Here is an 18480-nt window from a genome sequence, read left to right as displayed (position 1 = left end):
GATATCCATGAAGATTCCTTACATTCCTGAAGACGCGCCGTTTAACGGCGAACAGAAATACTGGCTGGCGGGGTTTCTCGCCGGTCTCCACTCGCGCCTGCTGGTATTAGAAGACAAGCAGACCGCACCGGCAGCGGGCGCCAGCGCCACCACCCAGCTGCATATTCTGTTTGGTTCCCAGACCGGTAACGCCGAAGCGCTGGCGCAGACCGCAGCCAAAGCGGCGCGCGCTAAAGGCCTGGTGCCGGTAGTGCAGGCGCTGGGTGAAGTGGATCTGGATGTGTTCGCCACCATGCGTCATGTACTGATCGTCACCTCCACCTACGGCGAAGGCGAAATGCCGGATAACGCACAGCTGTTCTGGCAGGCCATCTCAGCCAGCACCGCACCGCGTCTGGAGCAGATGCACTTTGCCGTGCTGGCAATCGGCGATACCGGCTACGACGGTTTCTGCCAGGCCGGTAAGTTCATTGATATGCGCCTGGAGCAGTTGGGGGCGAAACGCGTGGTGGATCGCATCGACTGCGACATCGATTACGAAGAGCCTTCCAGCGAGTGGATTGGCAGCGCCATGCCACAGTTTGCCGCCAGCGCGGGCAGCAGCGGCACGGTGCTGGAGAGCGCGCCGGAAGCGCCGGTGATCCCGGGCAGCAACAAGCAAAACCCGTACGCGGCGGCGCTGGTGACCAATAAGCGTCTGTCCGGCGAGCAGTCCGCCAAAGATATCCGTCACTTCGAATTTGACCTGAGCGACAGCGGCCTGAAATACGAAGCCGGTGATGCGCTGGGCGTGATCCCGGTGAACGATGCCGGTCTGGTGAGCCTGCTGCTGAGCGAGCTGAAAGCCGACTACGAAACCCCGGTGCCGGGCTTTGACCGTAACCTCGGCGATCTGCTGACCTATCAGTTCGAGATTTCGGAGCCGTCGCGCAAGCTGATTGAGTGGGTCGGACAGCACACCACCAACCAGGAGCTGCTGCACGTCCTGCAGCACGACGATAAAGACACGCTGGCCAACTGGCTGTGGGGCAAAGATACGCTGGATCTGCTGCAGCTCGAGCTGAAGCGTAATCTGTCGGTGCCGGAGCTGGTGGCGATGCTGCGTCCGCTGCAGCACCGTGCTTACTCCATTTCGTCCAGCTCGAAGGCGTACCCTAACCAGGTGCATCTGACCATCGCTTCCGTGCGCTATCACAGCGGTGGCCGCGAGCGTAAAGGCGTGTGCTCCACCTATCTGGCTGAACGCGTGCGTCGCGGAGAGAAGCCGGCGATCTTTATTTCGCCGAACAAAGCGTTCCGCGTGCCGGCGAACAATAACGCCCCGCTGATTATGGTCGGTCCGGGCACCGGCATCGCGCCGTTCCGCGCCTTCCTGCAGGAGCGCCAGGCGACCGGTGCTGAAGGTAAAAACTGGCTGTTCTTCGGCGACCAGCATCAGGAACATGACTATATTTATGCGGATGAGCTGGCGGGCTGGCAGCAGAGCGGTCTGCTGACGCATCTCGACCTGGCCTTCTCCCGCGATCAGGAAGAGAAGATTTACGTGCAGAACCGCATGCTGGAGAAAGGCGCTGAGCTGTACGCGTGGCTGCAGGAAGGCGCCTACTTCTACGTCTGTGGCGATGCCTCACGTATGGCGAAAGATGTCGATGCCGCGCTGTATGAAGTGGTGCGTCAGTTCGGTGGTCTTTCCAGCGAACGTGCCGCAGCCTATATCGATCAGCTGAAGAAAGATAAGCGTTATCTGCGCGACGTTTATTAAGATCGGTACAAAGGGAGCGCTACGCTCCCTTTGGTCTGCTGCGCACTAAGCCGCGCCGCGACACAGGCATAAAAAAACGGGCTAATCAGCCCGTTTTTTATTTTCCGCGATTTACTTCACTACGCGCAGTGAAGGACGTCCACCGCGCGGCGGCGGTTCGTCATCCGGTGAAGAGTCGTCATCCGTCGCATCGTCCGGACGGTCACCATCAATCACCGACATCAGCGTCTCTTCCTGGCCGCCTTCCTGCTCGTCGCCGGACAGCTCATACGCGGGCTCCGGTTCGAACATCGTGCCGGCGCCGTTTTCGCGCGCGTAAATCGCCAGCACCGCAGCCATCGGCACGGATACCTGGCGCGGCACGCCGCCGAAACGCGCATTGAAGCGCACCTGATCGTTGGCAAGCTCAAGGTTACCCACCGCGCGCGGTGCGATGTTCAGGACAATCTGTCCGTCACGAGCGTACTCCAGCGGCACCTGTACGCCAGGCAGATTGATATCCACCACCAGATGCGGCGTCAGCTGGTTGTCGAGCAGCCATTCATAAAAGGCCCGCAGCAGATAGGGACGGCGGGCAGTAAGTTGCGACATTTCCATAGATTAGCCCCGGGCTTGCAGGCGCATTTCACGTTCGGCTTCCGTCAAAGAAGCGAGGAAGGAGTCACGTTCAAATACGCGCGTCATGTAGCCTTTCAGCTCTTTCGAACCTGCGCCAGCCAGATCCACACCCAGCTGCGGCAGACGCCACAGCAGCGGCGCCAGATAGCAATCAACCAGGCTGAACTCTTCGCTCATAAAGAACGGCGTACGTGAGAACAGCGGCGCAATGGCCAGCAGCTCTTCGCGCAGTTGCTTGCGCGCGGCATCGGCTTCGGCACCGCTGCTGGTTTCAATGGTACGCATCAGGCTGTACCAGTCCTGCTCAATGCGGTGCATCATCAGACGGCTTTCACCGCGCGCGACCGGATAAACCGGCATCAGTGGCGGATGCGGGAAACGCTCATCGAGGTATTCCATGATGATGCGGGATTCATACAGCGTCAGTTCACGGTCGACCAGCGTTGGCACAGTGCGATACGGGTTGAGGTCAATCAGATCCTGCGGCAGATTATCCGTTTCAACCTGCTCGATCTCCACGCTGACGCCCTTCTCAGCCAGCACGATACGTACCTGATGGCTGAAAATGTCAGTCGGACCAGAAAACAGCGTCATTACCGAACGTTTGTTGGCAGCGACAGCCATGAAAACCTCCAAGTTTGTTCACAAAAAAATACTGCGAATAGCCAACCACGCGGCGACTCACCTGCTCATCAGATTCGCACACAGCCGGGCGTTACAGGCATTGTCCGGTCGTCCCGACAGGAGCAGTATGCACAACGCCGCGACTCGCGGGCGCAAAGTGTCAGTCAGTTTACCAGATTTTAAGCAGCTTGTGGGGCGGGGATAATCATTTGCGGGCAAAATGCGGGGAAAGCTCGCGTTTTTGCGCTGAAAAAGCCGCGATTCAGGCAATAAAAAACCCGCCGAAGCGGGTTTTTTGAGCCAATTGTAACTGCCGAAGCAGCCAGCAATTAACGCTTGGAGAACTGTGGACGACGGCGTGCTTTACGCAGACCGACTTTCTTACGTTCAACCTGACGCGCGTCACGGGTAACGAAGCCCGCTTTACGCAGTTCAGAACGCAGAGACTCGTCGTATTCCATCAGAGCGCGGGTGATACCGTGACGGATCGCACCAGCCTGACCAGAAATACCACCACCTTTAACGGTGATGTACAGGTCCAGTTTACCAACCATATCAACCAGCTCCAGCGGCTGACGCACGACCATGCGTGCAGTCTCACGACCGAAGTACTGCTCCAGAGAGCGCTGGTTAATGACGATGTTACCGCTACCCGGCTTGATAAAGACGCGAGCGGCAGAGCTTTTGCGGCGACCAGTGCCGTAGTTTTGAGTTTCAGCCATTGCCTATAATCCCGATTAAATGTCAAGAACTTGCGGTTGCTGCGCCGCGTGGTTGTGCTCGTTACCTGCGTAAACTTTCAGTTTACGGTACATAGCACGACCCAGTGGGCCTTTTGGCAGCATGCCTTTAACCGCGATTTCAATCACACGCTCAGGACGGCGTTCGATCATCTCTGCAAAGGTCGCTTGCTTGATACCACCGATGTGGCCAGTGTGGTGATAGTAAATCTTGTCGTTACGCTTGTTGCCGGTTACAGCAACTTTGTCAGCGTTCAGAACGATGATGTAATCACCGGTATCAACGTGCGGAGTGTATTCCGCTTTGTGCTTACCACGCAGACGGCGCGCCAGTTCAGTCGCCAGGCGACCCAGGGTTTTGCCAGTTGCGTCAACAACATACCAGTCACGCTGTACGGTTTCTGGTTTAGCTGTAAAAGTTTTCATTGAAAAGCTTACCCAAATAAAAGTTACACGTTGGTGAAATCCCAAACGCTAAGTTAACGATTGAGGCTCACACGACCAATTCGCCCAGCAAGCCCACCCCCTCAGGTAGAGTTACCGGATCACACAGTTTTCCGGGAAAAGAAAGCCTGTGCTGTAACGTGGGGTCGCAAGATTATAGAGAAGTCGAATCTAAAGATCGACTCTTTTTGCGCCCGAAGCGGTGATTTCTGTTTGCCCCTCAGGGCAGGTGCGGCAGGCGAAGATACTCCTCGCTCTGCATCTCCTGCAGGCGCGACAGACAGCGCTGATATTCGAATTTCAGCCGCGTGCCCTGATAGATTTCAAACAGCGAGGTTTCTGCCGCCACCACCAGCTTGACGTGGCGCTCGTAGAACTCATCCACCAGCGCGAGGAACCGCCGCGCCTGGTCTTCCGTTTTGTAAATCATCACCGGCACATCGTACAGCAGCACGCTGTGGAAGCGGCGCGACAGCTCAATGTAATCGTGCTGGCTGCGTCCTTCACCGCACAACGCGAGGAAGTTGATGGCCAGTACGCCTTCGTGAACGCCAAGCGTCGGCAGCTGACGATGGTTAATCTCCAGCACCGGCGCGTCGCCGCGCGGTTTACCGGACAGCGCGCTGAACATGCGCTCCATCTCCGCGTGCGTTGCGTCGTTAAGCGGGAAATTCCACAGATGGGCCGATGTCAGGGTGCGCAGGCGATAATCAATGCCGGCATCGACATTCATCACATCGCAGTGGCGCTTAATCTGCTCGATAGCCGGCAGAAAACGCGCCCGCTGCAGGCCGTTGCGGTACAGCTCATCCGGCGGAATGTTGGAGGTCGCTACCAGCGTAATACCGCGGGCAAACAGCGCCTCCATCAGGGTACCAAGCAGCATTGCGTCGGTAATGTCGGAGACGAAAAACTCGTCGAAACAGAGAATATCGGTTTCCGCTTTGAAACGGTCAGCGACAATCAGCAGCGGGTCGCTGTGGCCCTGCAGCTGCGTTAACTCTTCGTGCACGCGCAGCATGAAGCGATGGAAATGCAGACGCAGTTTGCGATCGCCAGGAATAGACTGAAAAAACAGATCCATTACCCAGGTTTTACCGCGTCCGACGCCGCCCCACATATACAGGCCACGCACCGGCGCTTCATGGCTCTCCGGCGCTTTATTCATCAGCTTTGATAAGCGGCCAAACAGCCCTTTAGCTGCCGACTGCGGCTGCTGCTGGCGGGCAATCAGGCCTTGCTGAATGCGATCTAAACGGGTGATGGCGTCACGTTGTACATCGTCCGGACGAAACTCGCCCTGCGACAGCGCCTGCTCATAGCGCGCAAGCGGAGATGAGGTTTGCATGGTTCTCTCAGAATCCCTGAAAAAGTCCGATTCACGTGTCGGTTGTCGAAAATTAGGCCGCTCTACACTAAGCGATACAGCCCGAGGATTCCACTTCCGATGGATTAACGGGTATAGTGGCTACTATTGAAGTTGAAACAGAAGCAATGCCCTACGAAGCAACGGAAATTACACGGGAGTCATTATGACCTGGGAATACGGGCTGATTGGTTTAGTGATTGGCATTATTGTCGGCGCGGTAGCGATGCGTTTTGGCAACAAAAAGCTGCGTGAGCAGCGCAGCATGCAGTACGAACTGGAAAAATCCAAAGCGGAGCTGGCGGATTACCGCGAAGAGCTCACCAACCACTTTGCGCGCAGCGCAGAGTTGCTGGACAACATGGCGCGCGACTATCGCCAGCTGTATCAGCACATGGCGAAAGGGTCGAATGACCTGCTGCCAAATCTGCCGGGCGAGAAAAACCCGTTTGCTTACCAGCTGACGGAAGCCGAGGCCGATAACGACCAGGCGCCGGTGCAGATCCCGCGCGACTACTCTGAAGGCGCATCGGGCCTGCTGCGCAGCGGCGAACGCACCACCCGCGGTTAATCCTTTTGGGGCACAGCATGGCTGTGCCCTTTTTGTTTTCCGAACGCTTATTACCAATAACTGTCACACTTCTTTTATCCCCCTTTTCGCAGCGAGAGCGTCATAGCAATGAAAAAACCAGCACGACTGTTAAGCGCATTAGCCTTGAGCATTGGGATGAGTCTGGCGGCGACGCCGGGTGCCATGGCCACGTTGCCGGCACAGATTCAGGGGCAAGCACTGCCAAGCCTGGCACCGATGCTGGAAAAAGTGCTGCCGGCGGTGGTCAGCGTACATGTCGAGGGCACCGACAGCGGTCAGCAGGGCCAGGATATTCCCGAGCCGCTGAAGCGCTTCTTTGGCCAGGCGCCCGGGCAGTCTCAGCCACAGCCGTTTGAAGGGCTGGGTTCCGGCGTCATCATCGACGCAGCTAAAGGCTACATTCTGACCAACAATCACGTGGTAAACGGTGCGGATAAAATCAGCGTGCAGCTGAGTGATGGCAACGAATATGACGCAAAGCTGATTGGTCATGACGAGCAAACCGACATCGCGCTGATTCAGGTAGAAGGCGCAAAAAACCTCACGCAGGTGAAAATTGCTGATTCTGACGCGCTGCAAGTGGGTGATTTCGCCGTGGCGATCGGCAACCCGTTCGGCCTCGGCCAGACGGCGACGTCCGGCATTATCTCGGCACTGGGCCGCAGCGGGCTGAATCTGGAAGGGCTGGAGAACTTTATTCAGACCGATGCCGCCATCAACCGTGGTAACTCCGGCGGCGCGCTGGTGAACCTCAACGGCGAGCTGATCGGCATTAACACCGCCATTCTGGCGTCGAGCGGCGGCAATATTGGTATTGGCTTTGCCATCCCCAGCAACATGGCGATGAACCTGGCGCAGCAGCTGATTCAGTTCGGCGAAGTGAAGCGCGGTCAGCTCGGGATCAAAGGGACTGAAATGACCGCCGATATCGCGAAAGCGTTTAACGTCGATGCGCAGCGCGGGGCATTTGTCTCTGAAGTGCTGCCGAAGTCGGCGGCGGAACAGGCGGGCATCAAAGCGGGCGACATCATCACCGCCATTAACGATAAGCCAATCACCAGCTTTGCCGAGCTGCGGGTGAAAGTCGGCACCACGCCGCCAGGCCAGCAGGTGAAAATCGGTCTGCTGCGCGATGGCAAACCGCTGACGGTGACCGTAACGCTGGAACAGAGCGCGCAGAGCACCGCCAGCGCCCAGCTGATGTCGCCAGCGCTGCAGGGTGCCACGCTCAGTGACGGCAATACCAAAGCCGGCGATAAAGGGGTCAAAGTCGATACCATCGAAAAAGGCACGCCGGCAGAACAGGTTGGCCTGCAGAAAGACGATGTAATTGTCGGCGTTAACCGTACGCGGGTGCAAAGCCTCGCCGAGATGCGCAAAGTGCTGGAGGGCAAACCGCCGGTACTGGCGCTGAACGTGGTGCGCGGCGACGAGAGTATTTACCTGCTTCTGCGATAATCCTCGCAACGGGCGGACAAGCAGGTGTTTGTCCGCCCTTCTCGTGCTATTCTGCCCTGCGATCAACTCTTGCCTGAAATAACACCATGTTTCTTAAACTTTTACGTTCTGTGGTGATGGGCCTGATCGTGGCAGGTTTACTGCTTGTCGCGATCCCGGCGCTGCGAATGGGCAGCAACGTCACCTTTGATCACGACAGCAGCGCCGATGAAGCGCCCTTCAGTTTCAATCAGGGCGTGCGCCGTGCTGTGCCGGCGGTGGTCAACGTCTATAACCGTAGCGCGCACGGTAACAATAATCGCGGCATTACCACGCTCGGTTCCGGCGTCATCATGAACGCGAAAGGCTACATCCTCACCAACAAACATGTCATCAATAACGCTGACCAGATTATCGTCGCGCTGCAGGACGGACGCTTTTTTGAAGCGACGCTGGTGGGCTCCGACGCCATGACCGATCTGGCGGTGTTAAAAATAAGCGCCTCTAATCTGCCGGTAATCCCGATTAACGCCAAACGTGTCGCGCATATTGGTGATGTGGTGATGGCGATTGGCAACCCGTACAACCTCGGCCAGACGGTCACCCAGGGCATCATCAGCGCCACCGGCCGCATCGGTCTGAGCTCCTCCGGTCGGCAGAACTTCCTGCAAACCGATGCCTCGATCAACCAGGGGAACTCCGGCGGCGCGCTGATTAATTCGCTGGGCGAGCTGATGGGCATCAACACGCTGACCTTCGACAAAAGCAACGACGGCGAAACCCCGGAAGGCATTGGTTTTGCCATCCCGACCGCGCTGGCGACCAAAATCATGGATAAGCTGATTCGCGATGGCCGGGTGATCCGCGGTTATATCGGTATTACCGGGCGCGAGCTGCCGCCGCTGCACGGTCAGGGCAGCAACCTCGATCGGGTGCAGGGCATTATTGTTAGTGAAGTTACGCCGGGCGGTCCGGCAGATCGCGCCGGCATTCAGGCCAACGATGTCCTGCTGCAGGTGAACGGTAAGCCGGCGCTGTCCGCGCAGGAGACCATGGACCAGGTGGCGGAAATCCGCCCGGGATCGGTGATTGATGTGCAGGTGCTACGCAATGAGCAGAAGATGACGCTGCCGGTTACCATCCAGGAGTTTCCGGAAGCGGCCAATAATACCTCGCCGTAAACGCACCCGGCCGCGGACAGCGCCATCGCTGAGCCGCGGCCGGGTGTGCAGAACCGCGGCGTAACTAGCTGCGATCGACCGGGAAAGCGATCACCTCACTAAGCGCATCGGCCTTCAGCGCCAGCATAATCAGGCGATCGACGCCCAGCGCCACGCCGGAACAGGCCGGCATGCCGTGCGCCAGCGCATCCAGCAGGTAAGTATCAATCGGATGCTGTGGCAAACCGCGCGCAGCGCGACGGCGATTATCCTGCTCAAAGCGCTGACGCTGTTCGCGGCTATCGGTCAGTTCGCGGAAACCGTTGGCGAGCTCCACGCCTTTGTAATAGACCTCAAAACGCTCTGCCACGCGGTGATCTTCGGTACTGATCTCCGCCAGCGCCGCCTGACTGGCCGGGAAGTGATAGACGAAGCACGGCTTATCGAGACCAATTTTCGGTTCCACGCCTAGCATAAACAGCAGCTGCAGCAGCGTGTCGCGATCGTCTTCGCGATTCGCCAGCTCACCCTCACCCAGCTTTTCCGCCGCTTCGCGCAGCTGCGCCTTGTCCGCCGACAGCGGATCGATCTCCAGATGACGGATAAACGCCTGCTGATACGATAGCGATTCGGCGCTGTCGCACTCCAGCACCTGCTGCAGCAGGTCGTCGACTTCGTTCATCAGCCGATACATGTCGTAGTGCGGCCGATACCACTCCAGCATGGTGAATTCCGGATTATGGTGGCGCCCGGCCTCTTCATTACGGAAGCAGCGCCCCATCTGATAAATCGGGCCGCTGCCCGCCGCCAGCAGGCGCTTCATGTGATATTCCGGACTGGTCATCAGCCACAGATCGCGCCCGTCTGCCGCGCCAGGTCCGACAAAGCGCGTCTGGAATGGCACCAGGTGGATGTCGGTGATCGTCGCCTGGCTCATGGCAGGCGTATCCACTTCCAGTACGCCGCGATCGGCAAAGAAACGCCGGATTTCCGCCAGGATGGCGGCGCGTTTCAACAAATTGGCAATGGGTGCGCTCGGCTGCCAGCTTGCCGTTTCGCTCATGGTGATGACTCCTTATACAGACAAGGGGAGGAAGTCTACCCGTATTGCTGACGGCAAACAACGGCACCGCCGTCGCGGCAGGCAGTTTCAGAAATCACAGGTGCTGGCAGGACAACAGGAGGAAGAGAAAGCCGGTACGAAAGCAGGTTTCGCACCGGTTTTAGTTACTGCGCGCTGCGCTGAATTGCCTGACCGCCCGCTTCAACATCTTCGCCTACGCCACGCGTGGTGTTACAGGCTGAAAGCAGCGAGGAAAGCACCAGTACCGAGAAAATCGCGACAATACTTTTCTTTAACATAGCCATATCCTTGTTGGTTGCAGTAAAAGTACAGCTTTTAAAGCATAGACCGGATACGCCATGATGGCGGTTAAGCTGCTGAAAAAAGACGCGGTGCGGGGAAGAGCGCGGAAATAAAAAAGGCGCATCGATGATGCGCCTGATTTGACGATTATTTTACGCGGGAAACGTATTCGCCAGAGCGGGTGTCCACTTTTACCACTTCGCCAATCTGTACGAACAGTGGCACTTTGATCACGGCGCCGGTAGACAGCGTCGCTGGCTTGCCGCCGGTACCGGCAGTATCACCTTTCAGACCTGGGTCAGTTTCGGTGATTTCTGCTTCGATGAAGTTCGGTGGCTGAACGGCGATCGGTTTATCGTTCCACAGGGTTACGATACACTCGGCGTTGTCCTGCAGCCATTTGGTCACGTCGTCCAGTACCTTGGCTTCAACCTGATACTGTTCGAAGGTTTCCGGGTGCATGAAGTAGAAGAAGTCACCGTCGTTGTAGGAGTACTGCAGCGTCATGTCACGCACGTCTGCGCCTTCGGCGGAGTCGGTAGACTTGAAGGTTTTCTCAACGCGTGAACCGGTCAGCAGACGACGCATTTTAACACGTGCAAACGCCTGGCCTTTACCCGGCTTAACGAATTCACTGGATTCGATGGCATACGGTTCGCCTTCGAACATGATTTTAAGACCGGCACGAAAATCGTTGCTAAGATAAGTCGCCATAAAGGCCCTCTGTAGATATTAACTGGTAATAGCCAAAAAAATGGCACACATTGTAACCCTAAATCCCCCCGTCAGAGAAGATTGGTTGCAGCAACTTGCTGATGTTGTCACCGATCCTGCTGAATTACTGCAACTTTTAGCCCTCGAAAACCACGCAGATCTGGCAGCCGGGAGCGAAGCACGCCGTCTGTTCGCCCTGCGCGTACCGCGCGCCTTTATTCAGCGCATGCAGCGCGGCAATGCGCAGGACCCGCTGCTGCTGCAGGTGCTGACCAGCCGTCAGGAGTTTACCGATGCGCAGGGCTACAGCACCGATCCGCTCGATGAGCAGAGCAGCGTGGTGCCGGGCTTACTGCATAAGTATAGAAACCGCGCGCTGCTGCTGGTCAAGGGCGGCTGCGCGGTGAACTGTCGCTACTGCTTCCGCCGGCATTTCCCCTATCAGGATAATCAGGGCAACAAGCGCAACTGGCAGGCGGCGATTGATTACATTGCCGCCCATCCCGAGCTCGACGAGATCATCTTCTCCGGCGGCGATCCGCTGATGGCGAAAGATCAGGAGCTGGCATGGCTGATTGGCGCGCTGGAAAACATTCCGCACCTGAAACGCCTGCGCATTCACAGCCGGCTGCCGGTAGTGATCCCGGCGCGCATTACCGAAGGGCTATGCCAGCTGCTGGCGGATACGCGTCTGCAGGTGCTGCTGGTCAGCCACATCAACCACGCGCAGGAGATTGACGAGGCGCTGCGCGAACGCATGCAGAGGCTGAAGCGCGCCGGCGTCACCCTGCTGAACCAGAGCGTGCTGCTGCGCGGCGTTAATGACGATGCGCAGACCCTGGCACAGCTCAGCAATGCGCTGTTTGATGCCGGCATCCTGCCCTACTATTTACATGTGCTGGATAAGGTGCAGGGGGCGGCGCACTTCTTTGTGCCGGATGAGCAGGCGCGCGCGCTGGTGCGGCAGCTGCTGACCATGGTATCAGGCTATATGGTGCCGAAGCTGGCGCGAGAAATTGGTGGTGAGCCGAGCAAAACGCCGCTGGATCTGCAGCTGCGTCAGGAGTGACCAGGCGCAATAAATTGCGCCGCTACGCGTTCGTGCAGACTGCTGAATTCGGATTACCCCCTATCTGCGGGCCGTAGCGGCGCGATTCATCGCGCTATTGTTTATATTACGCCCACAAAAAAGCCGCTCTCGCGGCTTTTTTATTGCTGCTCTGCCATTACGGGCACTTATACACCTGACCCGACATTTTGCTGTCGAGCGGGGCAAAGGCAGACAGCAGGTTCTGCGTCGGGCTGGTGGCACCATAAATTACGTTGCCGCCCATCTCCGCTGCGCGGTTACGCAGGTCGTTGGCCGCACCGCGCAGTGAACTGCCTTCACCGCCTGAGCCGGTCAGCCAGTTGCTCTGCGAGCCGGTAACATTGCCCAGCAGCTGACATTGGCTGCCTGGCTGTTGATCAACAAAGGTGACACGTTCGCCGGCGGCACTCAGTTGGTTGGAGGTGCTACAGCCCGCCAGCAGTAAGGTACCGACTGCCAGTCCGAGCGAGAGGTTAATCCGCATTATAATCCCCATTTATTATCATCAGTGTCGGGCGGCAGCGTAGCAGAAAAGCGCACATTTTTTCTGAACATTCATTGCCCTAAACCCGCAAAGCCGAAGTATTGCGCCCTTACTTATACCTTGTTCGCCGGCAAAAGAAAAACCCCCGACCGTTTCCGATCGGGGGTTTCTCAACAGCTCAGACGTTCAGGGCAATTACATCATGCCGCCCATACCGCCCATGCCACCCATGCCGCCAGCGCCAGCACCTAAGTCAGGTGCGTCGCCTTTCGGCAGGTCGGTGACCATCGCTTCGGTGGTGATCATCAGACCGGCCACAGAAGACGCGTACTGCAGCGCAGAACGGGTCACTTTGGTTGGATCCAGGATACCGAAGTCGATCATGTTGCCGTACTCTTCGGTCTGTGCGTTGTAACCGTAGTTACCGTCGCCCGCTTTCACGTTGTTAGCAACCACAGATGGTTCTTCACCGGCGTTAGAAACGATCTGACGCAGTGGCGCTTCCATCGCACGCAGAGCAACCTTGATACCGACGTTCTGGTCTTCGTTCTGACCTTTCAGGCCAGATGCTGCGATTTTCGCCGCAACACGCACCAGCGCGACACCACCACCGGCAACCACGCCTTCTTCAACCGCAGCACGGGTAGCGTGCAGGGCATCTTCAACGCGTGCTTTCTTCTCTTTCATCTCAACTTCAGTCGCTGCGCCTACTTTCAGTACGGCTACACCGCCTGCCAGTTTAGCAACGCGCTCCTGCAGTTTCTCTTTGTCGTAGTCAGACGTCGCTTCTTCGATCTGCTGACGGATCTGCGTCACGCGGCCAGAGATTGCGCCCTGATCGCCCACACCATCGATGATGGTAGTGGTGTCTTTGTTGATCACCACGCGCTTTGCCTGACCCAGGTCTTCCAGCGTCGCTTTTTCCAGCTCCATACCGATCTCTTCAGAGATCACGGTACCGCCGGTCAGGATAGCAATATCCTGCAGCATCGCTTTACGACGGTCGCCGAAGCCCGGTGCTTTCACCGCAGCCACTTTCACGATACCGCGCATGGTGTTGACCACCAGCGTAGCCAGCGCTTCGCCTTCCACGTCTTCTGCGATGATCAGCAGTGGTTTGCCGGCTTTCGCCACAGCTTCCAGCACTGGCAGCATTTCGCGGATGTTAGAGATTTTCTTGTCAGCCAGCAGGATGAATGGGCTTTCCAGCTCCACTGCACCGGTTTCTGGCTTGTTGATGAAGTACGGAGACAGGTAGCCACGGTCGAACTGCATACCTTCAACCACGTCCAGCTCGTCCTGCAGACCGGTGCCTTCTTCAACGGTGATCACGCCTTCTTTACCCACTTTGTCCATCGCCTGAGCGATCAGGGTACCGACGCTTTCATCGGAGTTGGCAGAAATGGTACCTACCTGCGCGATAGCGCGGGAATCCTGACATGGTACAGACAGGGTTTTCAGCTCTTCAACGGCTGCTGCAACGGCTTTATCGATACCGCGCTTCAGATCCATTGGGTTCATGCCCGCCGCGACGGCTTTCAGGCCTTCGTTGACGATAGCCTGTGCCAGAACGGTAGCGGTGGTGGTGCCGTCGCCTGCTGCGTCGTTGGCTTTAGAAGCGACTTCTTTCACCATCTGCGCACCCATGTTCTCGAACTTGTCTTCCAGCTCGATTTCACGTGCCACAGAAACACCATCTTTAGTGATGGTCGGTGCACCAAAAGATTTATCCAGAACCACGTTACGGCCTTTCGGGCCCAGGGTAACTTTTACTGCATCTGCCAGTACGTTCACGCCACGCAGCATTTTTACGCGTGCGTCATTACCGAATTTTACGTCTTTAGCTGCCATTTCAAATATCCCTTAAATTCGTTTCGTTCAGTGAATTACGCGTAAATTACGCTTCAACAATCGCCAGAATGTCGCTTTCAGAGATGATCAGAACTTCTTCGTTGTCGATTTTCTCAGTCTTGGCACCGTAGCCTTCGCTGAAAATCACCAGATCACCCACTTTCACGTCCAGCGGCTTCACGTCGCCGTTTTCCAGGATGCGGCCATTGCCAACAGCCAGTACTTCACCGCGGGTTGATTTGCCTGCTGCAGAGCCGGTCAGAACGATACCGCCAGCAGATTTGGCTTCAACTTCTTTACGCTTGACGATAACGCGATCGTGCAACGGACGAATTTTCATTTGATAGCTCTCCTTTGAGAAGTCCAATCATTCATTTTTGGGTTGAACGCCGGGCTTGAGGGTTCCGGCCTCGTGGAGAGAGAGATAGGGGCAGAAAAGGGGCTTTCAAGGGCAAAAAAATAAAAAATTTTCGTTTGCGTAACAGATGACGAAAAAGACAGCAAAAAGGGCGGCTTACGCCGCCCCGCTTACATTCAGCGATCTTTATCGTGACCGATACGATCCTGATCTTTGCGCTCAAACTCGCCGTCCATGGTGACGCCGCTATCCGGGCCCTGCCCCGGGCCGCGCCATACGCGCAGGTGCGGCATCAGTTTCAGCGTCAGGTGCTTCTGCACCGGCGGCAGCAACAGCAGCAGGCCGAGGAAATCGGTAAAGAAGCCCGGCAGCAGCAGCAGAAAACCGGCGATGATCAGCGACACGCTTTTGATCATCTCCGCCGCCGGGCTCTCATTACGCGCCAGCTTCTCCTGCATCAGCATAAAGTTCTTCATGCCCTGATTTTTCACCAGCGACACACCAATGCACGAGGTAAAAATCACCAGCAGCATGGTCAGCAGCACGCCGAGCGCGTGCGCCACCTGGATGAAAATCGAGATCTCAATCCAGGCCAGAACAAAAAAAATCACTAACGGTAACCAGCGCACCGATATCTCCTGTGAGTCACGCCGCCACGCAGCGTGCGGGGCAGCAAAATTGAAGGGTCAGCATGACCATAACGTATGAGATGGGCACGCGGCCGGGGAAATTCAACCGCCGCTGTTAAATTTATGCCACCGACTTAAAATTGCGAAGTACATCACATATCGTTATTACCGCTGGGCCAGCAAATGTCCGTAAAGTGATCTGTGCACAAGCATTTCTGCAGTGACAGAATATGATCGTGCTCGCCAGCCCGAAGATGGATAAAATGTCGGCACTGGTATTCCACGACAATATAATTGCTTCACCTGCACGTTATTCGCCGCCCATCCATTCCGGATGCCCGGCAGTAACACAGCAGCAATAATAAGAAGGTAATCATGGCGAACAACATTCGTATCGAAGAAGACCTGTTAGGCATGCGTGAAGTTCCGGCAGATGCCTATTACGGTGTTCATACTCTGCGTGCGATTGAGAACTTCTATATCAGTAACAGTAAAATCAGTGACATCCCCGAGTTTGTTCGCGGCATGGTGATGGTGAAAAAAGCCGCCGCGCTCGCCAACAAAGAGCTGCAAACCATCCCCCGCCACATCGCCAACACTATCATTCAGGCCTGTGATGAAGTGCTGAACAACGGTAAGTGCATGGACCAGTTCCCGGTTGATGTCTATCAGGGCGGCGCGGGCACCTCGGTCAACATGAACACCAACGAGGTGCTGGCTAACATCGGGCTGGAGCTGATGGGGCACCAGAAAGGTGAATATCAGTACCTCAACCCGAACGATCACGTGAATAAGTGTCAGTCCACTAACGACGCTTATCCTACCGGTTTCCGCATTGCGGTTTACGCCTCGATCCTCAAACTGCTCGACGCGATTGGCCAGCTGAGCGAAGGTTTTCAGCGCAAAGCGGTGGAGTTTGAAAACATCCTTAAGATGGGCCGCACCCAGCTGCAGGACGCGGTGCCAATGTCGCTCGGTCAGGAGTTCCACGCGTTCAACGTACTGCTGAACGAAGAGACGCGCAGCATTCTGCGCACCGCCGAACTGCTGCTGGAGGTTAACCTCGGCGCCACGGCGATCGGCACCCGCCTCAACACGCCGGACGGCTACCAGCAGCTGGCGGTACAACGCCTGGCGGAAGTCAGCAACCTGCCGGTGGTGCCCGCCGAAGATCTGATTGAAGCCACCTCAGACTGCGGCGCTTACGTCATGGTGCATTCAGCGCTGAAGCGCCTGGCGGTGAAACTGTCGAAAATCTGTAACGACCTGCGCCTGCTGTCATCCGGTCCGCGCGCCGGCCTGAACGAAATCAACCTGCCGGAACTGCAGGCCGGTTCTTCGATCATGCCAGCGAAAGTTAACCCGGTGGTTCCGGAAGTAGTCAATCAGGTGTGCTTCAAAGTGATTGGCAACGACACCACGGTGACCATGGCTTCCGAAGCCGGTCAGCTGCAGCTCAACGTGATGGAGCCGGTGATTGGCCAGGCGCTGTTTGAGTCGATCAGCATCCTGACCAACGCCTGCTACAACCTGCTGGAAAAATGCGTTAACGGCATCACCGCCAACAAAGCGGTCTGTGAAGCCTACGTGTTCAACTCCATCGGTATCGTCACTTACCTCAACCCGTACATCGGCCATCACAACGGCGATATCGTCGGGAAAATTTGTGCTGAAACCGGTAAGAGCGTACGCGAAGTGGTGCTGGAACGCGGTCTGCTGACCGAAGCCGAGCTGGACGATATTTTCTCCATCCAGAACCTGATGCACCCGGAATACAAAGCCAAACGCTACACCGACGAAAACGAACAGTAATCCGTTCCGGATCAAGTCGTCTGAAGCACGCCTGTATACAATACGGCGTGCTTTTTTATTTTGACGTCTATAACTAAAGTGGCTGCGTGTGGCGGCACTTCAGGGAGTGAAACTATGGTAGTGGTGGAATTGCTCATCGTCCTGCTGGCGATCTGGCTGGGTGCGCGCCTTGGCGGCATCGGCATTGGCTTTGCCGGCGGTTTAGGCGTGCTGGTGCTGACGCTGGTTTGCGGCATGAAACCCGGCGCGATCCCGTTCGATGTCATCGAGATCATTATGGCGGTGATTGCGGCCATCGCCGCGATGCAGGTGGCTGGCGGCATGGATTATCTGGTCGGGCTGGCGGAACGCCTGCTGCGCCGCCATCCGCGCTATGTCACTTTCCTTGCGCCGCTGGTGACCTATGCGATGACGCTGCTGGCGGGTACCGGGCACACCGCTTTTTCTACCCTGCCGGTGATTGCGGAAGTGGCCAAAGAGCAAGGCGTACGCCCTTCGCGCCCGCTATCGATAGCCGTAGTGGCGTCGCAAATCGCCATCACCGCCTCGCCGCTTTCAGCCGCGGTGGTATTTTTTGCCTCGATTCTTGAACCGCGCGGCGTCAGTTATCTGGCGCTGCTCGGCGTCGCGCTGCCTGCCACCCTGCTGGCCATTTTCTGTGCCGCCGTGATCACCAACTTCCTCGGCAAAGAGCTCAAAGAAGATGACGTCTATCAGGCGCGCCTGGCGAAAGGTGAAGTGACATTGCGCGGTGAGCAGGTTTATCACATCAAGCCGGGTGCCAGACGCGCGGTACTGCTATTCCTTATCGGTATTGCGGCGGTGGTGCTGTACGCGACGGCAATCAGCGACAGCGTGGGCCTGATCAGCAATCCGGTGCTGCCGCGTAACGAAGCCATTGTGGTGTTTATGCTGACGGTTGCCACGCTGATTTGCCTGACCTGCAAAGTGGAAACCGGTGAAATCCTCAGCGCCAGCACGTTTAAATCCGGCATGAGCGCCTGTATCTGCGTAATGGGCGTCGCCTGGCTGGGCGATACCTTTGTCAAGGCGCACCTGAGCGACATCCAGACGCTGGCCGGCGACATGCTGCAGAGCTATCCGTGGATGCTGGCGCTGGTGCTGTTCTTTGCTGCCACGTTGCTCTACTCGCAGGCGGCCACCACTAAAGCGCTGATGCCGGCCGCACTAATGCTCGGCGTGTCGCCGCTGGCGGCGGTCGCCTCCTTCGCCGCGGTGTCCGCGCTGTTCGTGCTGCCCACCTACCCGACGCTGCTGGCCGCGGTGGAGATGGATGACACCGGCTCCACCCGCATTGGTAAGTACGTGTTCAACCACTCGTTTATCATTCCCGGCGTACTGGCAATTACCTTCTCGGTGGCGTTTGGCTTCCTGTTCGGCAGCCTGATCCTGTAGCGTCGTGGTTACATCCT

Annotated in this window: 19 protein-coding genes; 7 read left to right on the top strand and 12 right to left on the bottom strand. The window is 57.0% G+C overall.

The window, feature by feature from the left end; all coding sequences use genetic code 11:
- The first annotated feature begins 7 nt into the window (after nt 1-7).
- A complete protein-coding gene (locus CBW22_RS03155) occupies nt 8-1762 on the top strand; it encodes a sulfite reductase subunit alpha (protein ID WP_088516011.1) in 1755 nt (584 codons plus the stop codon).
- A gap of 111 nt (nt 1763-1873) precedes the next feature.
- Here CBW22_RS03155 and sspB read toward each other — a convergent pair whose 3' ends face one another.
- From sspB to zapE, 5 genes are all read right to left on the bottom strand, one after another.
- The gene (gene sspB, locus CBW22_RS03150) at nt 1874-2359 is read right to left on the bottom strand and encodes a ClpXP protease specificity-enhancing factor (protein WP_021507752.1); all 486 of its coding nucleotides are present in this window, start codon (nt 2357-2359) and stop codon (nt 1874-1876) included.
- A gap of 3 nt (nt 2360-2362) precedes the next feature.
- Nucleotides 2363-3004 carry a stringent starvation protein SspA gene (sspA, locus tag CBW22_RS03145; protein WP_021507753.1) on the bottom strand — a complete coding sequence of 214 codons (642 nt, stop codon included), beginning with the start codon at nt 3002-3004 and terminating at the stop codon, nt 2363-2365.
- A gap of 329 nt (nt 3005-3333) precedes the next feature.
- On the bottom strand, nt 3334-3726 hold the full coding sequence (gene rpsI, locus CBW22_RS03140) for a 30S ribosomal protein S9 (RefSeq protein ID WP_021507754.1): 393 nt from the start codon (nt 3724-3726) through the stop codon (nt 3334-3336).
- 15 nt (nt 3727-3741) lie between these two features.
- Nucleotides 3742-4170, bottom strand: a complete 429-nt coding sequence (gene rplM, locus CBW22_RS03135) for a 50S ribosomal protein L13 (RefSeq protein ID WP_021507755.1) — start codon at nt 4168-4170, stop codon at nt 3742-3744.
- Between the two features lie 238 nt (nt 4171-4408).
- Nucleotides 4409-5536 (bottom strand): cell division protein ZapE, encoded by a 1128-nt coding sequence (gene zapE / locus CBW22_RS03130; protein WP_088516010.1) that lies wholly within the window; start codon nt 5534-5536, stop codon nt 4409-4411.
- 184 nt (nt 5537-5720) lie between these two features.
- Between zapE and zapG the strand changes: the two genes are divergently transcribed.
- From zapG to degS, 3 genes are all read left to right on the top strand, one after another.
- On the top strand, nt 5721-6125 hold the full coding sequence (zapG, locus tag CBW22_RS03125) for a Z-ring associated protein ZapG (protein WP_088516009.1): 405 nt from the start codon (nt 5721-5723) through the stop codon (nt 6123-6125).
- A 108-nt stretch (nt 6126-6233) separates the two neighbouring features.
- Nucleotides 6234-7604 (top strand): serine endoprotease DegQ, encoded by a 1371-nt coding sequence (gene degQ / locus CBW22_RS03120; protein WP_088516008.1) that lies wholly within the window; start codon nt 6234-6236, stop codon nt 7602-7604.
- An 86-nt stretch (nt 7605-7690) separates the two neighbouring features.
- Entirely contained in the window at nt 7691-8764 is a 1074-nt protein-coding gene (gene degS, locus CBW22_RS03115) for an outer membrane-stress sensor serine endopeptidase DegS (protein ID WP_021507759.1), read from the top strand.
- 64 nt (nt 8765-8828) lie between these two features.
- Here degS and epmA read toward each other — a convergent pair whose 3' ends face one another.
- From epmA to efp, 3 genes are all read right to left on the bottom strand, one after another.
- Complete coding sequence (gene epmA, locus CBW22_RS03110) at nt 8829-9806, bottom strand: elongation factor P--(R)-beta-lysine ligase (protein ID WP_021507760.1); 978 nt, start codon at nt 9804-9806, stop codon at nt 8829-8831.
- Nucleotides 9807-9970: 164 nt separating this feature from the next.
- Complete coding sequence (locus CBW22_RS03105; protein ID WP_031279745.1) at nt 9971-10105, bottom strand: entericidin A/B family lipoprotein; 135 nt, start codon at nt 10103-10105, stop codon at nt 9971-9973.
- 151 nt (nt 10106-10256) lie between these two features.
- On the bottom strand, nt 10257-10823 hold the full coding sequence (gene efp / locus CBW22_RS03100; protein WP_021507762.1) for an elongation factor P: 567 nt from the start codon (nt 10821-10823) through the stop codon (nt 10257-10259).
- A gap of 40 nt (nt 10824-10863) precedes the next feature.
- Between efp and epmB the strand changes: the two genes are divergently transcribed.
- A complete protein-coding gene (gene epmB, locus CBW22_RS03095) occupies nt 10864-11892 on the top strand; it encodes an EF-P beta-lysylation protein EpmB (protein ID WP_088516007.1) in 1029 nt (342 codons plus the stop codon).
- Nucleotides 11893-12049: 157 nt separating this feature from the next.
- Here epmB and CBW22_RS03090 read toward each other — a convergent pair whose 3' ends face one another.
- The 4 genes from CBW22_RS03090 to CBW22_RS03075 form a co-directional block, all read right to left on the bottom strand.
- Entirely contained in the window at nt 12050-12397 is a 348-nt protein-coding gene (locus CBW22_RS03090) for a DUF4156 domain-containing protein (RefSeq protein ID WP_021507764.1), read from the bottom strand.
- Nucleotides 12398-12592: 195 nt separating this feature from the next.
- A complete protein-coding gene (groL, locus tag CBW22_RS03085) occupies nt 12593-14248 on the bottom strand; it encodes a chaperonin GroEL (RefSeq protein WP_021507765.1) in 1656 nt (551 codons plus the stop codon).
- 46 nt (nt 14249-14294) lie between these two features.
- Nucleotides 14295-14588, bottom strand: a complete 294-nt coding sequence (locus tag CBW22_RS03080) for a co-chaperone GroES (RefSeq protein ID WP_021507766.1) — start codon at nt 14586-14588, stop codon at nt 14295-14297.
- Between the two features lie 194 nt (nt 14589-14782).
- Nucleotides 14783-15235 (bottom strand): FxsA family protein, encoded by a 453-nt coding sequence (locus CBW22_RS03075; RefSeq protein WP_021507767.1) that lies wholly within the window; start codon nt 15233-15235, stop codon nt 14783-14785.
- A 375-nt stretch (nt 15236-15610) separates the two neighbouring features.
- Here CBW22_RS03075 and aspA point away from each other — a divergent pair, with 375 nt between their 5' ends.
- Both aspA and CBW22_RS03065 read left to right on the top strand, forming a co-directional pair.
- Nucleotides 15611-17047 carry an aspartate ammonia-lyase gene (gene aspA / locus CBW22_RS03070; protein WP_021507768.1) on the top strand — a complete coding sequence of 479 codons (1437 nt, stop codon included), beginning with the start codon at nt 15611-15613 and terminating at the stop codon, nt 17045-17047.
- A 114-nt stretch (nt 17048-17161) separates the two neighbouring features.
- The gene (locus CBW22_RS03065; protein WP_088516006.1) at nt 17162-18463 is read left to right on the top strand and encodes an anaerobic C4-dicarboxylate transporter; all 1302 of its coding nucleotides are present in this window, start codon (nt 17162-17164) and stop codon (nt 18461-18463) included.
- The last annotated feature ends 17 nt before the right edge of the window (nt 18464-18480 follow it).

This window comes from Pantoea sp. VS1, assembly GCF_002207995.1.
Lineage (GTDB): Bacteria > Pseudomonadota > Gammaproteobacteria > Enterobacterales > Enterobacteriaceae > Pantoea > Pantoea dispersa.
This window is presented reverse-complemented; position numbering and strand designations above follow the sequence as displayed.

What these genes read in the sequence shown, in the direction of transcription:
- CBW22_RS03155 (WP_088516011.1), top strand. Translation starts at nt 8, where the DNA reads ATGAAGATTCCTTACATTCCTGAAGACGCGCCGTTTAACGGCGAACAG.
- sspB (WP_021507752.1), bottom strand. Translation starts at nt 2,359, where the DNA reads ATGGAAATGTCGCAACTTACTGCCCGCCGTCCCTATCTGCTGCGGGCC.
- sspA (WP_021507753.1), bottom strand. Translation starts at nt 3,004, where the DNA reads ATGGCTGTCGCTGCCAACAAACGTTCGGTAATGACGCTGTTTTCTGGT.
- rpsI (WP_021507754.1), bottom strand. Translation starts at nt 3,726, where the DNA reads ATGGCTGAAACTCAAAACTACGGCACTGGTCGCCGCAAAAGCTCTGCC.
- rplM (WP_021507755.1), bottom strand. Translation starts at nt 4,170, where the DNA reads ATGAAAACTTTTACAGCTAAACCAGAAACCGTACAGCGTGACTGGTAT.
- zapE (WP_088516010.1), bottom strand. Translation starts at nt 5,536, where the DNA reads ATGCAAACCTCATCTCCGCTTGCGCGCTATGAGCAGGCGCTGTCGCAG.
- zapG (WP_088516009.1), top strand. Translation starts at nt 5,721, where the DNA reads ATGACCTGGGAATACGGGCTGATTGGTTTAGTGATTGGCATTATTGTC.
- degQ (WP_088516008.1), top strand. Translation starts at nt 6,234, where the DNA reads ATGAAAAAACCAGCACGACTGTTAAGCGCATTAGCCTTGAGCATTGGG.
- degS (WP_021507759.1), top strand. Translation starts at nt 7,691, where the DNA reads ATGTTTCTTAAACTTTTACGTTCTGTGGTGATGGGCCTGATCGTGGCA.
- epmA (WP_021507760.1), bottom strand. Translation starts at nt 9,806, where the DNA reads ATGAGCGAAACGGCAAGCTGGCAGCCGAGCGCACCCATTGCCAATTTG.
- CBW22_RS03105 (WP_031279745.1), bottom strand. Translation starts at nt 10,105, where the DNA reads ATGTTAAAGAAAAGTATTGTCGCGATTTTCTCGGTACTGGTGCTTTCC.
- efp (WP_021507762.1), bottom strand. Translation starts at nt 10,823, where the DNA reads ATGGCGACTTATCTTAGCAACGATTTTCGTGCCGGTCTTAAAATCATG.
- epmB (WP_088516007.1), top strand. Translation starts at nt 10,864, where the DNA reads ATGGCACACATTGTAACCCTAAATCCCCCCGTCAGAGAAGATTGGTTG.
- CBW22_RS03090 (WP_021507764.1), bottom strand. Translation starts at nt 12,397, where the DNA reads ATGCGGATTAACCTCTCGCTCGGACTGGCAGTCGGTACCTTACTGCTG.
- groL (WP_021507765.1), bottom strand. Translation starts at nt 14,248, where the DNA reads ATGGCAGCTAAAGACGTAAAATTCGGTAATGACGCACGCGTAAAAATG.
- CBW22_RS03080 (WP_021507766.1), bottom strand. Translation starts at nt 14,588, where the DNA reads ATGAAAATTCGTCCGTTGCACGATCGCGTTATCGTCAAGCGTAAAGAA.
- aspA (WP_021507768.1), top strand. Translation starts at nt 15,611, where the DNA reads ATGGCGAACAACATTCGTATCGAAGAAGACCTGTTAGGCATGCGTGAA.
- CBW22_RS03065 (WP_088516006.1), top strand. Translation starts at nt 17,162, where the DNA reads ATGGTAGTGGTGGAATTGCTCATCGTCCTGCTGGCGATCTGGCTGGGT.